The sequence below is a fragment of the Pseudomonas sp. HN8-3 genome (assembly GCF_020790195.1).
GTDB lineage: Bacteria > Pseudomonadota > Gammaproteobacteria > Pseudomonadales > Pseudomonadaceae > Aquipseudomonas > Aquipseudomonas synxantha_A.
Map to the genome: position 1 here is coordinate 5,840,311 of NZ_CP086206.1, position 14,384 is coordinate 5,854,694.

The window sequence follows — 14,384 nt, forward strand, 5'->3', positions numbered from 1 at the left end:
TTCGCCGGAAAAGGCCGTCATATATCGATAACCGCCCTGACCTGGAAGCAGCTCCCTTGATAATTCGACGGCTATTACCGTTTTTGCTGTTGGGCACCTTGGCCCTGGGCGGCTGCGCCACGGTCGACACACCGCGTATTCCCAGCGATGCCCTGCCGGCGAACGGCTCCTCGTTCGGTCGCTCGATCCAGGCCCAGGCGGCGCCGCACCAGGGGCGCTCGGGTTTTCGCTTGCTGCCCAACAGCAGTGAAGCCTTCATGGCTCGCGCCGAGCTGATCCGCAACGCCCAATCCAGCCTCGATTTGCAGTACTACATCGTTCACGACGGCATCAGCACGCGTATGCTCGTGGACGAACTGCTCAAGGCCGCCGACCGCGGTGTGCGTGTGCGCATCCTGCTGGACGACACCACCAGCGACGGCCTCGACCAAATCATCGCCACCCTCGCCGCCCACCCCAAAATCGAAATTCGCCTGTTCAACCCCCTGCATTTGGGCCGCAGCACCGGCGTTACACGCGCCATGGGCCGTGTATTCAACCTGTCGCTGCAACATCGGCGCATGCACAACAAACTGTGGCTGGCGGATAACAGCGTGGCCATTGTGGGCGGGCGCAATCTGGGGGACGAATATTTCGACGCCGAGCCCAACCTGAACTTCACCGATATCGACATGCTCAGCGTCGGACCGGTGGCAGAGCAACTGGGTCACAGTTTCGATCAGTACTGGAACAGCGCACTGAGCAAACCTATTGATGAGTTTGTCTCGAAGATGCCCTCCAAAATCGATCTGGCCGTCGCCCGCGGGCGCCTGGAAGCTTCATTGGCGCAATCGCGTCAGCAGAACCACGCCCTGTATAACCGCCTGCGTACCTACCAGACCCGACCACGTATGGACATCTGGCGCCGTGAGCTGATCTGGGCCTGGAACCAGGCGCTGTGGGACGCACCGAGCAAGGTGCTGGCCAAGGCTGATCCGGACCCGCAGTTGCTGCTCACCACCCAACTGGCCCCGGAGCTGGAAGGGGTCAGCCGTGAACTGATCATGATTTCGGCGTACTTCGTTCCGGGGTCGCCCGGGCTGGTGTACCTGACAGGTCGGGCCGACGCAGGGGTGTCAGTGAGCCTGCTGACCAATTCCCTTGAAGCCACTGACGTACCGGCCGTGCACGGCGGTTACGCGCCCTATCGCAAGGCACTGCTGGAGCATGGGGTCAAACTTTATGAGCTGCGCCGACAACCAGGCGACCCCAGTGCCAGCAGTGGCCCGCACCTGTTTCGTCGAGGCAGCCTCTACGGCTCCGATTCGAGCCTGCACAGCAAGGCAATGATCTTCGATCGCGAGAAGTCATTTATCGGCTCGTTCAATTTCGACCCGCGCTCGGTGCTGTGGAACACCGAAGTCGGCGTGCTGGTGGACAGCCCTGAACTGGCGGAGCACGTGCGCAACCTGGCGCTGGAAGGTATGGCGCCGACGCTGAGCTACGAGGCGAAATTGCAGGATGGCAATGTGGTGTGGGTCACCGAGGACAACGGGCAATTGCACACCCTGACCCGCGAGCCCGGCAGTTGGTGGCGCCGTTTCAATGCCTGGTTCGCCACGTCAGTTGGCCTGGAACGTATGCTTTAAGCCAAAGAAGTTCAGGCAGGCTGCGCTGCTCCAAACGCCCCTTGGCGCAGCAACAGCACCACCAGCCCCAACGCCCCCGCCGCCATCAGCAATGGCAGTGCATGACCGCTGACCCATTGGCTGCCCGCACCCGCCACCAGCGGCCCGATCAGGCAGCCAATGCCCCACAGCTGCGCCACGTGGGCGTTGGCACGCACCAACGCATCATCACGGTAGCGCTCGCCAATCAAAATCAGCGACAGGGTAAACAACCCACCCGCGCTGGCGCCGAACAGCACCCACACCGGCCAGATCAGCAGTGTGTGCATCAACAACGGCACCGCCAGGCTCGACGCCAGCAACAGCAGCGCACACCCCAGGAACAACGTGCGGCGCGGCAAGTAATCGGCCAGGGCACCGATGGGCAATTGCAGCAGCGCATCACCCACGACGACTGTGCTGACCATCGCCAAGGCAATCTCGGCAGTGAAGCCCTGTTGCAGGCAGTACACCGGCAACAGCGTCAGAATCATCGCTTCGAATGCGGCGAATAACGCCACCGCCCAGGCAATCGCCGGCAAGCTCAGGCAAAAGCGCCACAGCTCGCTGAACGTGACGCTGAACGCATCAGCCGTCGGCGCCCCGGATCGCCCCAGCAACAGCAGCGGCGCCACTACCAAAAGGCCGACGCCCACCCAGAACCCGTAATCATGATCGGTGCCCATCAGGCCCAGCAGCAAGGGTCCCGACAGCTGGCTCAAGGCATAAGTGCAGCCATACAGCGCCACCAGGCGGCCGCGCCACTGCTCGACCACCAGTTGGTTGATCCAGCTTTCACCCAGGATAAATACGATGGTCAGGATCACCCCGATCATCAACCGCAGCACCAGCCACACCGGGTAGCTGGGCAGGATCGCCAGCAAACCGATAGACAGCGCCCCGGCCCACAGGCACAGGCGCATCAGGTTGGCAGTGCCGAGCCAGGACGCCATTCGGCTGGAGACCTTGGCACCCAGCAATACGCCGAATGCCGGCATCGCCGCCATCACGCCAATGGCGAAGCTGCCGTAGCCCCAGCCTTCAAGACGCAGGGATACCAACGGCATGCTCACGCCCAAGGCCAGGCCAACGCTGAGTACCGAGGCCAGGACGGCGAAATAAGTCGCCCAACGCATTGCCACGCTCCTGTGGATAATTTACGGGGTCGCACAAAACAGTGTGGGAGGGGGCTTGCTCCCGATAACGGTGGGCCAGTCACCACATGCAGTGGCTGACACCCAGCTATCGGGGGCAAGCCCCCTCCCACATTTGGCCTGCAGTGCTGCTTAGAGTTTGATCCAGGTCGCCTTCAGCTCGGTGTACTTGTCGAACGCATGCAGCGACTTGTCGCGGCCATTACCCGACTGCTTGAAACCACCAAACGGTGCGGTCATGTCGCCGCCGTCGTACTGGTTAACCCAGACGCTGCCGGCACGCAGGGCCTTGGCCGTCAGGTGCGCCTTGGAGATATCCGCCGTCCATACCGCTGCGGCCAGGCCGTATTGGGTGTCGTTGGCAATGGCGATGGCTTCTTCGGCGCTGTCGAAAGTGAGCACCGACAGGACCGGGCCAAAGATCTCTTCCTGAGCGATCTTCATGGCATTGGTCACGCCATCGAAAATAGTTGGCTCGACGTAGGTGCCACCGGTTTCTTCCAGTGTGCGCTTACCGCCAGCGACCAGTTTGGCACCGTCGGCATGACCGGACTCAATGTAGGACAGCACGTTGTTCATCTGCTGCGTATCCACCAGCGCACCCACGTTGGTGGCTGGGTCCAGTGGGTTGCCCGGCTTCCAGCCTTTGAGCGCCTCGATCACCAGCGGCAGGAAGGTGTCCTTGATGGAACGCTCCACGAGCAGGCGCGAACCGGCAGTGCAGACTTCACCCTGGTTGAAGGCGATGGCACTGGCCGCAGATTCGGCGGCGGCTTGCAGATCCGGCGCATCGGCAAACACGATATTAGGGCTCTTGCCGCCCGCCTCCAGCCACACACGCTTCATGTTCGATTCGCCGGAGCGGATCAGCAGTTGCTTGGCGATCTTGGTGGAGCCAGTGAACACCAACGTATCCACGTCCATATGCACCGCCAGGGCGTTACCCACCGTGTGGCCATAGCCTGGCAATACGTTGAACACGCCTTTTGGAATGCCGGCTTCGACGGCCAGGGCGGCGATACGGATGGCGGTCAGCGGGGATTTTTCGGACGGTTTTAGGATCACCGAGTTACCGGTGGACAACGCCGGGCCGAGTTTCCAGCAGGCCATCATCAACGGGAAGTTCCACGGCACGATGGCGCCGACCACGCCGACTGGCTCGCGGGTCACCAGGCCCAGTTGATCATGAGGGGTGGCCGCGACTTCGTCGTAGATCTTGTCGATTGCCTCACCGCTCCAGCTCAGGGCATTTGCCGCACCGGGAACGTCGATGTTCAGGGAGTCGCTGATCGGCTTGCCCATGTCCAGGGTTTCAAGCAGTGCCAACTCTTCGGCATTGGCCTTGAGCAACGCGGCGAAACGGATCATGGTGGCTTTGCGCTTGGCCGGCGCCAGGCGCGACCAGACACCGGAATTAAAGGTGGCGCGGGCGTTTTCCACGGCGCGCTGGGCGTCAGCCGCGTCACAGCTGGCGACAGTGGCCAGCAGACGACCGTCTACCGGGCTGATGCATTCGAAGGTGTCACCGGAAACGGCGGCGGTGTATTCGCCATTGATGTAGGCGCGGCCTTCGATCTTCAGATCCTTGGCGCGTTGTTCCCAGTCGGCACGGGTCAGGGTGGTCATGCGAGTGTCCTCCTCTTATTGAATAGAGGGCCAGGCGGGTGTCCCCCCGGCAGCCTCAAAGAATTCTTGCCCGCCAGCCAGCTGTTCGGCGCAAGGCAGCTGCCACCCTAAACCAGCGGCTGGGGATGTTTCAATATATTTGACATAACGGCGGTAAACGCCCTTGCGATGTTCATTTTAATAAACATAGACTTTGGGCTCTCCAACCGCAGGCCAGACGGGACACGCACATGAGCATCCAGGATATCGTCGACTTCAGCCAAGCCAACACGGCCCCCGAACGCTACCGCCCTGCCGCAGAAAAAATCCTCAAGGGCGATCCCGAGCAAACGATCTACAACCACTACAACAGCCCGTGCGGCCAGATGAATGCAGGGGTATGGGAAGGTGAGGTCGGGCAGTGGACGGTCAGCTATACCGAGCATGAATACTGCGAGATTGTGCAGGGGGTTTCCGTACTGCGTGACGCCGAGGGCAACGCCAAGACCTTGCGCGCCGGCGACCGCTTCGTGATCCCCGCTGGCTTCAAGGGCACCTGGGAAGTGCTGGAAGCGTGCCGCAAGATCTACGTGGTGTTCGAGCAGAAAGCCTGATCAGCAAATCCCAGGCAAAAAAAAGCCCGCATCGTGAGATACGGGCTTTTTTTCACAAGGAAGAAAATCAATTACTTGATTTTGCCTTCTTTGTAGATCACGTGCTTGCGAACGCGCGGGTCGAACATTTTCTTTTCGAGCTTGTCCGGGGTAGTACGCTTGTTCTTGTCGGTAGTGTAGAAGTGACCAGTACCGGCGCTAGAGATCATTCGAATCAATTCACGCATGATAGAGCTCCTTAGATCTTGCCAGCGGCGCGGATTTCGGCCAGCACGACAGTGATGCCACGCTTGTCGATAATACGCATGCCTTTGGCAGATACACGCAGGCGAACAAAACGTTTCTCTTCTTCAACCCAGAAGCGGTGATGCTGCAGGTTCGGCAGGAAACGACGACGGGTTTTGTTATTTGCGTGGGAAATGTTATTCCCAGTCACCGGACCCTTACCGGTAACTTGACAGACTCTCGACATGCCTCAGCCCTCTAAAACCACATGCCCAACCCGGCATGGGTTGGCCGCTTAATCTCTCAGTCATTTGGCGCCAGGCGCCGCGTTTCTTTAGGGTCTTACCGGCTACACCTACAAGCGAAGGAACCGGGCCCCTAGAAAAGAGCGCTGCTTTATACCAGAAAGACCCCAGTGCAACAACAGCCCGTGTGTTTTTACCAGCGTAAATCTTGGTGCCGGACGCCCGAACCGCTGCCAGGAGGGGCCGCTGTAACAGCCGACCGCTCGTCGCACAGAATGATTTACAGCGCCCGCAGGCACAGGGAAGTGCACGGCGAAACGCGCTGAGGCGCCATCAAAACAGCATTTTGGCCAAAAGCACAGGCAAAAATGGGCTAGTCATTTATCAATCAGACCTCTACGGTAGTCTTTTTCCAGACTGCACTCGCAGATGGGCCTTCGATCTGCACAGGAAACCGAATATGCGCCTCGCTGCCCTACCACTACTGCTTGCCCCCTTCTTTATCGCACCGATGGCCGTTGCAGCCACCAACTTGAGCGTCTGCACCGAGGCCAGCCCCGAAGGGTTCGATGTGGTGCAGTACAACTCGCTGACCACCACCAACGCCTCGGCGGATGTGCTGATGAACCGCCTGGTGGACTTTGATGCGGCCAGCGGCAAGCTGGTACCGAGCCTGGCAGACAGCTGGGAAGTTTCCCCCGATGGCCTGACCTACACCTTCAAGCTGCACCCGGGCGTGAAATTTCACCGTACCGATTATTTCAGCCCAAGCCGCACGCTGACCGCCGAAGACGTGCGCTTCAGCTTCGAGCGCATGCTCGATCCGGCCAACCCGTGGCACAAGATCGCCCAGAGCGGCTTCCCCCACGCCCAGTCCCTGCAATTGCCGGCACTGGTCAAGAAGATCGATGCCCTCGATCCGCTGACGGTGCGTTTCACCCTCGACCACGCCGACTCCACCTTTCTCCCGGCGTTGAGCATGGGCTTTGCCTCGATCTACCCGGCTGAATATGCCGACAAACTACTCAAGGCCGGCACGACTGAGAAACTCAACAGTCAGCCCATCGGCACCGGCCCGTTCGTATTCATGCGCTTCCAGAAAGATGCCGTGGTGCGCTACAAGGCCAACCCGGACTATTTCGCGGGCAAACCGGCTGTGGATAACTTGATCTTTGCCATCACCCCGGACGCCAACGTACGGTTGCAGAAACTGCATCGCAACGAATGTCAGATTGCCCTGTCGCCCAAGCCCCTGGATGTAGGCGAAGCCGAAAAAGACCCGGCGCTGAAGGTGGAAAAAACCGCTGCCTTCATGACCGCTTTCGTCGCCATCAACAGCCAGCACCCACCGCTGGACAAACCCGAAGTACGCCAGGCGATCAACCTGGCCTTTGACAAGAGTAGCTACCTCAAGGCCGTCTTCGAGGGCACCGCCGAAGCAGCCAACGGTGTGTACCCGCCCAATACCTGGAGCTATGCCAAGGATTTGCCAGGCTACCCACAGGATCTGGCCAAGGCCAAGGCGCTGCTGGAACGTGCCGGGCTCAAGGACGGTTTCAAGACCACAATATGGACGCGCCCTACCGGCAGCCTGCTGAACCCCAACCCGAACCTCGGCGCCCAACTGCTACAGGCCGACCTGGCCAAGGTTGGCATCCAGGCTGAAATTCGTGTGATTGAATGGGGCGAATTGATTCGCCGCGCCAAGGCCGGCGAACACGACCTCCTGTTCATGGGCTGGGCCGGCGACAACGGCGACCCGGACAACTTCCTGACCCCGCAATTTTCCTGCGCAGCGCTGAAATCCGGCACCAACTTCGCCCGCTACTGCGACCCCGCTCTGGATAAGTTGATCAGCGCCGGCAAGACCACCAGCGAGCAAGGCGTACGCACCAAGCTGTACCAGCAGGCCCAGGCGCAGATCCAGCAGCAGGCGCTGTGGCTGCCGCTGGCGCACCCGACGGCGTTTGCATTGACGCGCAAGAATGTCGAGGGTTACCAGGTAAGCCCGTTCGGCCGCCAGGATTATTCGAAAATCAGCCTCAAGCCCTAGGGCGCAACCCCTTTCCTGTAGGAACGAGCTTGTTCGCTCCTACAGGAACAGAGGTGGCTATACCCATCCGTATTCAGCCATCGACAGCGGATCACCATCTCCCACAATGATGTGATCCAGCACCCGCACATCCACCACTTCCAACGCCTTTTGCAGCATTTTGGTCAATCTGCGATCAGATGCACTGGGCTCCGCATTCCCGGAGGGATGGTTGTGGCACAAAATCACCGCTGCCGCGTTATGCGCCAAGGCACGCTTGACCACCTGCCGCGGGTAAACAATCGCAGTGTCGATGGTGCCCTGAAACAACGCCTCGAACCCCAGTACACGATGCTTTGAGTCCAGGAACAGACAGCCGAATATCTCATGAGGCTCATGGCGCAACAGCGCCTTGAGGTATTGACGCACAGCCAGCGGGCTCTCCACTACCGAGTCGGCGCGCAAGCGTTCGGCCAGATGGCGCCGGGACATTTCCAGCACCGCCTGCAATTGGGCGAACTTCGCCGGCCCCAGCCCCATATGCTGGCTGAACAGCGCCTGGCTGGCCTCCAACAGCGGGCGCAGGCCGCCAAACTGCACCAGCAGATCACGCGCCAGATCCACCGCACTTCGACCGGAAACGCCAGTACGCAGGAAGATCGCCAACAATTCGGCATCGGACAGGCTCGCCGCGCCACCTTCCAACAGCTTCTCCCGTGGACGCTCCGCCACGGGCCAATCACGAATACTCATCCCACCTCCGTCTGTATCTGCTGCGCTGTTGTGCGGCAGACGCTGTGTTATCGTAGGCCCTCTTTTTTGCATGCGATTTCACCTGGGGAGGGGTCATCGCAGGCGTCACTGAACTGGCATCACTGAACTGGAAAGGCAAACCAATGCAGCGTCTGTATCGGAAACGCATCGTTCTCGGCGTCGGCGGCGGCATTGCCGCCTACAAGAGCGCAGAGTTGGTTCGCAGGCTCCTGGACCAGGGCGCGGAAGTGCGCGTGGTCATGACCCGTGGTGGCAGTGAGTTCATCACCCCGTTGACCATGCAGGCCCTGTCCGGCCACCCGGTTCACCTCGACCTGCTGGACCCGGCGGCCGAAGCCGCCATGGGCCATATCGAACTGGCCAAATGGGCCGACCTGGTGCTGATCGCCCCGGCCACCGCCGACCTGATCGCCCGCCTGGCCCAGGGCATCGCCGATGACCTGCTGACCACCCTGGTATTGGCCACCGACGCCACCGTCGCGATCGCCCCGGCCATGAACCAGGCCATGTGGCGCGACCCGGCCACCCAAGCCAATACCCAACTCCTGCAAAGCCGCGGCCTCAAGGTGTTTGGCCCCGCCTCCGGCAGCCAGGCCTGTGGCGACGTCGGCATGGGCCGGATGCTCGAAGCCACCGACCTTGCGCTATGCGCCGCCGAGTGCTTCCAGCACCTGGCCCTGACCGGCAAGCACGTGCTGATCACCGCAGGCCCGACCCAGGAAAACATCGACCCGGTGCGCTACATCACCAACCATAGCTCAGGAAAAATGGGCTTTGCGTTGGCAGAAGCTGCGGTCGAGGCAGGCGCACGGGTGACCCTGATCACAGGTCCCGTGCACTTGCCGACCCCTGACCGCGTCACTCGAATCGACGTAGTCAGCGCCCGGGACATGCTGGCGGCCTGTGAAGCCGCCATTCCCTGTGACCTGTTCATCGCCTCGGCAGCGGTGGCGGATTACCGCCCTGAAGTCGTAGCCCCGCAAAAGCTCAAGAAAGACCCTACAAGCGGTGACGGCCTGCTCCTGCAAATGGTGCGCAACCCGGACATCCTGGCCACCATCGCCACCCGTCCGGACCGTCCGTTCAGTGTCGGTTTCGCTGCCGAGACCGAGCACCTTCTGGACTACGCCGCGCGCAAACTGAAAGACAAAAACCTCGACTTGATCGTTGCCAATGATGTCGCCAACCCGAGCATCGGCTTCAACAGCGAGGAAAATGCCTGCAGCGTGATCGACCGCGAGCTGCACGCCACCCTTTTCGCCCAGACGAGCAAGGGCAAGATTGCCCGCCAACTGATCTCTTTTATCGCCCAACGGCTGAACCAGGTTTAATTTTCATGCACGCTTTGCAAGCCAAGATCCTCGACCCCCGCATCGGCAACGAATTCCCCCTGCCGGCCTACGCCACACCGGGCTCCGCCGGCCTGGACCTGCGCGCCATGCTCAAGGAAGACACCGTTCTTGAGCCAGGCCAGACCATCCTGATCCCGACCGGCCTGTCGATCTATGTCGGCGACCCGGGCCTGGCGGCGCTGATCCTGCCGCGCTCCGGCCTGGGCCACAAACACGGCATCGTGCTCGGTAACCTGGTCGGCCTGATCGACTCCGACTACCAGGGCGAGCTGATGGTGTCGTGCTGGAACCGTGGCCAGACTGCTTTCAACATCGCCGTCGGCGAGCGCATCGCCCAACTGGTCCTGGTGCCGGTGGTGCAGGCGCATTTTGAATTGGTGCAGGAATTCGACGAAACCCAGCGCGGCGCAGGCGGTTTTGGGCATTCCGGCAGTCACTGACTAAGCTGAACGTGGCCGGATGCAATCGTCCGGCCACGCGCCACCGCCCGGCTTTTCAGGATGAAGAATGCGCGGAAATAATCATCGAGATTTCTCCAATGAAATCAAAGGACTACGTAAAAATAATGCTAGCGCCAATGCGCCGATGGCATTTTTACACCACGAACTCTCTGCCGAAAACGCCGTCATACCCTTCAGTTTGAGCCTGCCGGCCAGCCACATCAGGCCCGCCTTGCCCCCTTTCAGATGGAGTTTCCCCCGCGATGAGTACCGCAGCCCGCGTAGCCCCGACCTTTCCCGACAGCATTTTTCGCGCCTATGACATTCGTGGCGTGGTACCCAAGACCCTGACCGCCGAAACCGCCTACTGGATCGGCCGCGCCATCGGCTCGCAGAGCCTTGCCCAGGGCGAACCCAACGTCTCGGTGGGTCGTGACGGCCGTTTGTCCGGCCCCGAGCTGGTCGAGCAACTGATCCAGGGGCTGGCCGACAGCGGTTGCCACGTCAGCGACGTCGGCCTGGTGCCGACACCCGCGTTGTACTACGCGGCCAACGTACTGGCCGGTAAATCCGGGGTGATGCTCACCGGCAGCCATAACCCTTCGGACTACAACGGCTTCAAGATCGTCATCGCTGGCGATACGCTGGCCAATGAACAGATCCAGGCCCTGCACACCCGCCTGAAGACCAACGACCTGACCAGCGGCACTGGCACCATCACCAAGGTCGACATCCTGCAGCGCTACTCCGATGAAATCACCCGCGACGTCAAACTCGCGCGCCGCCTCAAAGTGGTGGTGGATTGCGGAAACGGCGCGGCTGGCGTGATAGCCCCGCAATTGCTCGAAGCGCTGAACTGCGAAGTGATCCCGCTGTTCTGCGACGTCGACGGCAACTTCCCCAACCACCACCCGGATCCGGGCAAGCCGGAAAACCTGGTGGACCTGATCGCCAAGGTCAAGGAAGTGGGCGCCGACGTCGGCCTGGCCTTCGATGGCGACGGTGACCGCGTAGGCGTGGTGACCGAAACCGGCGAGATCGTATTCCCCGACCGCCTGCTGATGCTGTTTGCCCGTGACGTCGTGGCGCGCAACCCCAACGCCGAGATCATCTTCGACGTGAAATGCACCCGCCGCCTGACGCCACTGATCAAGGAATACGGCGGTCGCCCGCTAATGTGGAAGACCGGTCATTCGTTGATCAAAAAGAAAATGAAGGAAACCGGCGCACTGTTGGCCGGCGAAATGAGCGGCCACGTGTTCTTCAAGGAGCGCTGGTTCGGGTTTGACGACGGCATTTACAGCGCCGCTCGTCTGCTGGAGATCCTCAGCAAGGAAAAATCCACCGCCGAAGAACTGTTTCAGACCTTCCCGAATGATATTTCTACGCCAGAGATCAATATCCATGTGACCGAGGAGAGCAAATTCAGCATCATTGACGCATTGCACGATGCGCAATGGGGTGAAGGCGCCAACCTGACCTCCATTGATGGTGTGCGAGTCGATTACGCCAAAGGCTGGGGCCTGGTTCGCGCGTCCAACACCACACCGGTGCTGGTCCTGCGTTTCGAGGCGGATACCGAGGCCGAGTTGCAGCGCATCAAGGACGTGTTCCACGCCCAGTTGAAACGTGTTGCCCCTGATCTCCAATTACCGTTCTGATTTTTTGCCCGGAGCCCTGAATGACCCTCGAACGCGAAGCCGCTGCCAACACCGCCAAGGTCCTGTCCGAAGCGTTGCCTTATATTCGACGCTACGTCGGCAAGACGCTGGTGATCAAGTACGGCGGCAATGCCATGGAAAGCGACGAGCTGAAAACCGGCTTTGCCCGCGACATCGTGCTGATGAAAGCCGTGGGGATCAACCCGGTGGTCGTCCACGGTGGCGGCCCGCAAATCGGCGACCTGCTCAAGCGTCTGTCGATCGAGAGTCACTTCATCGATGGTATGCGTGTCACTGACGCGCAGACCATGGACGTGGTGGAGATGGTCCTCGGCGGCCAGGTCAACAAAGACATCGTCAACCTGATCAACCGCCACGGCGGCAGCGCCATCGGCCTGACCGGCAAGGATGCAGAGCTGATCCGCGCCAAGAAACTTACCGTGACCCGCAAGACGCCGGAGATGACCCAGCCGGAAATCATCGACATCGGCCAGGTGGGCGAAGTGATCGGCATCAACACCGATTTGCTCAACCTGCTGGTCAAGGGCGACTTCATCCCGGTGATTGCGCCGATCGGCGTGGGTGCCAATGGCGAGTCCTATAACATCAACGCCGATCTGGTAGCCGGTAAGGTGGCGGAAGCACTGAAGGCTGAAAAGCTGATGCTACTGACCAATATCGCCGGCTTGATGGACAAGGAAGGCAAGGTACTCACCGGCCTGACCACCCAGCAGGTAGACGACCTGATCGCCGACGGCACCATCTACGGCGGCATGTTGCCGAAGATCCGTTGCGCGCTGGAAGCAGTGCAAGGTGGTGTAGGCAGCTCGCTGATCCTGGATGGCCGCGTGCCGAATGCAATCCTGCTGGAAATCTTCACTGATACCGGTGTGGGCACGCTGATCAGTAACCGCAAGCGTCCTTAACCGCTGCAAATAAAAAGGCCCCGCTCAATTGAATTGAGCGGGGCCTTTTGTTTGTACACCGTTCAAATGTGGGAGCTGGCTTGCCTGCGATGACGGCAGTACATTCAAAAATGCACCGACTGACACACCGCTATCGCGGGCAAGCCCGCTCCCACAGGGGTCAGTGTCAGACGCCGAACTGCTCGCGGTATGCACGCACAGCTGGCAAATGCTGCTTGAGCTGCGGGTCATCTTCCAGGAACTGCAACACCTGGTTCAACGACACAATGCTCACCACCGGAATGCCGAAATCGCGCTCCACTTCCTGGATCGCCGACAACTCACCGTTGCCGCGTTCCTGGCGGTTCAGGGCGATCAGCACGCCGGCGGCCTTGGCGCCGTCCTGGGAAGCGATGATCTGCATCACTTCACGGATAGCAGTACCTGCGGTGATCACGTCATCGATGATCAGCACATCGCCGGTCAACGGAGCCCCTACCAGGCTGCCGCCTTCACCGTGGGCCTTGGCTTCCTTACGGTTGAAGCACCACGGCAGATCCTGCCCATGATGTTCCGCCAGGGCCACCGCTGTAGCCGCAGCCAAGGGAATACCCTTGTAGGCCGGACCAAAAAGCACATCAAAGGAAATACCGCTTTCAACGATGGCTGCCGCGTAGAAACGACCCAGCTGAGCCAGGGCCGAACCCGAGTTGAACAAGCCTGCATTGAAGAAGTACGGGCTGGTGCGCCCGGACTTGAGAGTGAACTCACCGAAGCGTAAAACGCCGCGATCGATGGCAAAACGAATGAAATCGCGTTGATACGCCTGCATGAAAAAAGCCTCAGATACCACGGATTTAGCTAATTAGGTGGACGGCGTGTATCATACACGCACGCGATTTTTGGGGCCATTTATGCGGATCATCAGTGTGAACGTTAATGGTATTCAGGCTGCAGTCGAGCGTGGTTTGCTCAGTTGGCTGCAAGCCCAGAATGCCGACGTCATCTGCCTGCAGGACACCCGCGCCTCCGCCTTTGAACTGGACGACCCAGCCTTCCAACTGGATGGCTACTTCCTTTATGCCTGCGATGCCGAAGTGCCCACCCAAGGTGGCGTGGCTTTGTACTCGCGGTTGCAACCCAAGGCGGTCATCAGCGGCCTCGGCTTCGAGACAGCCGACCGCTACGGGCGCTACCTGCAAGCCGATTTCGACAAGGTCAGCATCGCGACCTTGCTGCTTCCTTCGGGGCAGAACGGCGATGAAGACTTGAACCAGAAGTTCAAGCTAATGGACGACTTCGCCCGTTACCTGGATAAACAGCGACGCAAACGTCGCGAGTACATTTATTGTGGCTCGCTGTACGTGGCGCAACAGAAGCTGGATATCAAGAACTGGCGCGACAGCCAGCAATCACCGGGCTTCCTGGCGCCGGAACGGGCCTGGATGGACGAGATTGTCGGCAACATGGGCTATGTTGATGCCCTGCGCGAAGTCAGCCGCGAAGGCGACCAGTACAGCTGGTGGCCGGATAACGAACAGGCCGAGATGCTCAACCTGGGCTGGCGTTTCGACTATCAGCTGCTGACCCCGGGCCTGCGCCGGTTCGTACGCAGCGCTCGCCTGCCACGCCAGCCGCGCTTCTCGCAGCACGCGCCGCTGATCGTCGACTACGACTGGACCTTGACCATCTGAGGTCTTTTTCCAGGCACAAAAAAACCGACAGCAATGT

At 60.3% G+C, this 14,384-nt stretch carries 13 protein-coding genes and 1 pseudogene; 8 read left to right on the forward strand and 6 right to left on the reverse strand.

Annotated features, from left to right (window positions below):
- Positions 1-59: 59 nt before the first annotated feature.
- Positions 60-1,628: a phospholipase D family protein gene (locus LJX92_RS26185; RefSeq protein ID WP_081883358.1), complete on the forward strand. Its 1,569-nt coding sequence runs from the start codon at positions 60-62 to the stop codon at positions 1,626-1,628.
- An 11-nt stretch (positions 1,629-1,639) separates the two neighbouring features.
- Here the strand turns inward: LJX92_RS26185 and LJX92_RS26190 are convergent, their stop codons facing one another.
- Both LJX92_RS26190 and LJX92_RS26195 read right to left on the reverse strand, forming a co-directional pair.
- The gene (locus LJX92_RS26190) at positions 1,640-2,782 is read right to left on the reverse strand and encodes an MFS transporter (protein ID WP_005792477.1); all 1,143 of its coding nucleotides are present in this window, start codon (positions 2,780-2,782) and stop codon (positions 1,640-1,642) included.
- A 150-nt stretch (positions 2,783-2,932) separates the two neighbouring features.
- Complete coding sequence (locus LJX92_RS26195) at positions 2,933-4,426, reverse strand: aldehyde dehydrogenase (protein WP_032878725.1); 1,494 nt, start codon at positions 4,424-4,426, stop codon at positions 2,933-2,935.
- 230 nt (positions 4,427-4,656) lie between these two features.
- On the opposite strand from LJX92_RS26195, the gene LJX92_RS26200 reads away from it, so the two are divergent.
- On the forward strand, positions 4,657-5,019 hold the full coding sequence (locus tag LJX92_RS26200) for a cupin domain-containing protein (RefSeq protein ID WP_032878723.1): 363 nt from the start codon (positions 4,657-4,659) through the stop codon (positions 5,017-5,019).
- Between the two features lie 71 nt (positions 5,020-5,090).
- On the opposite strand, the gene rpmG is transcribed toward LJX92_RS26200, so the two are convergent.
- Positions 5,091-5,246 (reverse strand): 50S ribosomal protein L33, encoded by a 156-nt coding sequence (rpmG, locus tag LJX92_RS26205; protein ID WP_003176906.1) that lies wholly within the window; start codon positions 5,244-5,246, stop codon positions 5,091-5,093.
- A gap of 11 nt (positions 5,247-5,257) precedes the next feature.
- A complete protein-coding gene (rpmB, locus tag LJX92_RS26210) occupies positions 5,258-5,491 on the reverse strand; it encodes a 50S ribosomal protein L28 (RefSeq protein ID WP_003176907.1) in 234 nt (77 codons plus the stop codon).
- A 458-nt stretch (positions 5,492-5,949) separates the two neighbouring features.
- Here rpmB and LJX92_RS26215 point away from each other — a divergent pair, with 458 nt between their 5' ends.
- Complete coding sequence (locus LJX92_RS26215; protein ID WP_228309124.1) at positions 5,950-7,542, forward strand: ABC transporter substrate-binding protein; 1,593 nt, start codon at positions 5,950-5,952, stop codon at positions 7,540-7,542.
- Between the two features lie 57 nt (positions 7,543-7,599).
- Here the strand turns inward: LJX92_RS26215 and radC are convergent, their stop codons facing one another.
- The gene (gene radC / locus LJX92_RS26220) at positions 7,600-8,274 is read right to left on the reverse strand and encodes a RadC family protein (protein WP_032878719.1); all 675 of its coding nucleotides are present in this window, start codon (positions 8,272-8,274) and stop codon (positions 7,600-7,602) included.
- Between the two features lie 143 nt (positions 8,275-8,417).
- Here radC and coaBC point away from each other — a divergent pair, with 143 nt between their 5' ends.
- The 4 genes and pseudogenes from coaBC (at position 8,418) to argB (ending at position 12,674) form a co-directional block, all read left to right on the forward strand.
- Positions 8,418-9,626, forward strand: coding sequence for a bifunctional phosphopantothenoylcysteine decarboxylase/phosphopantothenate--cysteine ligase CoaBC (coaBC, locus tag LJX92_RS26225; protein ID WP_015886530.1), 1,209 nt, complete (start codon positions 8,418-8,420; stop codon positions 9,624-9,626).
- Positions 9,627-9,631: 5 nt separating this feature from the next.
- Complete coding sequence (gene dut, locus LJX92_RS26230; protein ID WP_016975923.1) at positions 9,632-10,087, forward strand: dUTP diphosphatase; 456 nt, start codon at positions 9,632-9,634, stop codon at positions 10,085-10,087.
- A gap of 254 nt (positions 10,088-10,341) precedes the next feature.
- Positions 10,342-11,748: pseudogene (locus tag LJX92_RS26235) on the forward strand (phosphomannomutase/phosphoglucomutase); the annotation flags it as partial.
- A 20-nt stretch (positions 11,749-11,768) separates the two neighbouring features.
- Entirely contained in the window at positions 11,769-12,674 is a 906-nt protein-coding gene (argB, locus tag LJX92_RS26240) for an acetylglutamate kinase (protein ID WP_003213275.1), read from the forward strand.
- Between the two features lie 166 nt (positions 12,675-12,840).
- Here the strand turns inward: argB and pyrE are convergent, their stop codons facing one another.
- Positions 12,841-13,485 carry an orotate phosphoribosyltransferase gene (pyrE, locus tag LJX92_RS26245; RefSeq protein ID WP_003195489.1) on the reverse strand — a complete coding sequence of 215 codons (645 nt, stop codon included), beginning with the start codon at positions 13,483-13,485 and terminating at the stop codon, positions 12,841-12,843.
- A gap of 82 nt (positions 13,486-13,567) precedes the next feature.
- On the opposite strand from pyrE, the gene LJX92_RS26250 reads away from it, so the two are divergent.
- Positions 13,568-14,347: an exodeoxyribonuclease III gene (locus LJX92_RS26250; RefSeq protein ID WP_003195493.1), complete on the forward strand. Its 780-nt coding sequence runs from the start codon at positions 13,568-13,570 to the stop codon at positions 14,345-14,347.
- Positions 14,348-14,384 lie beyond the last annotated feature (37 nt).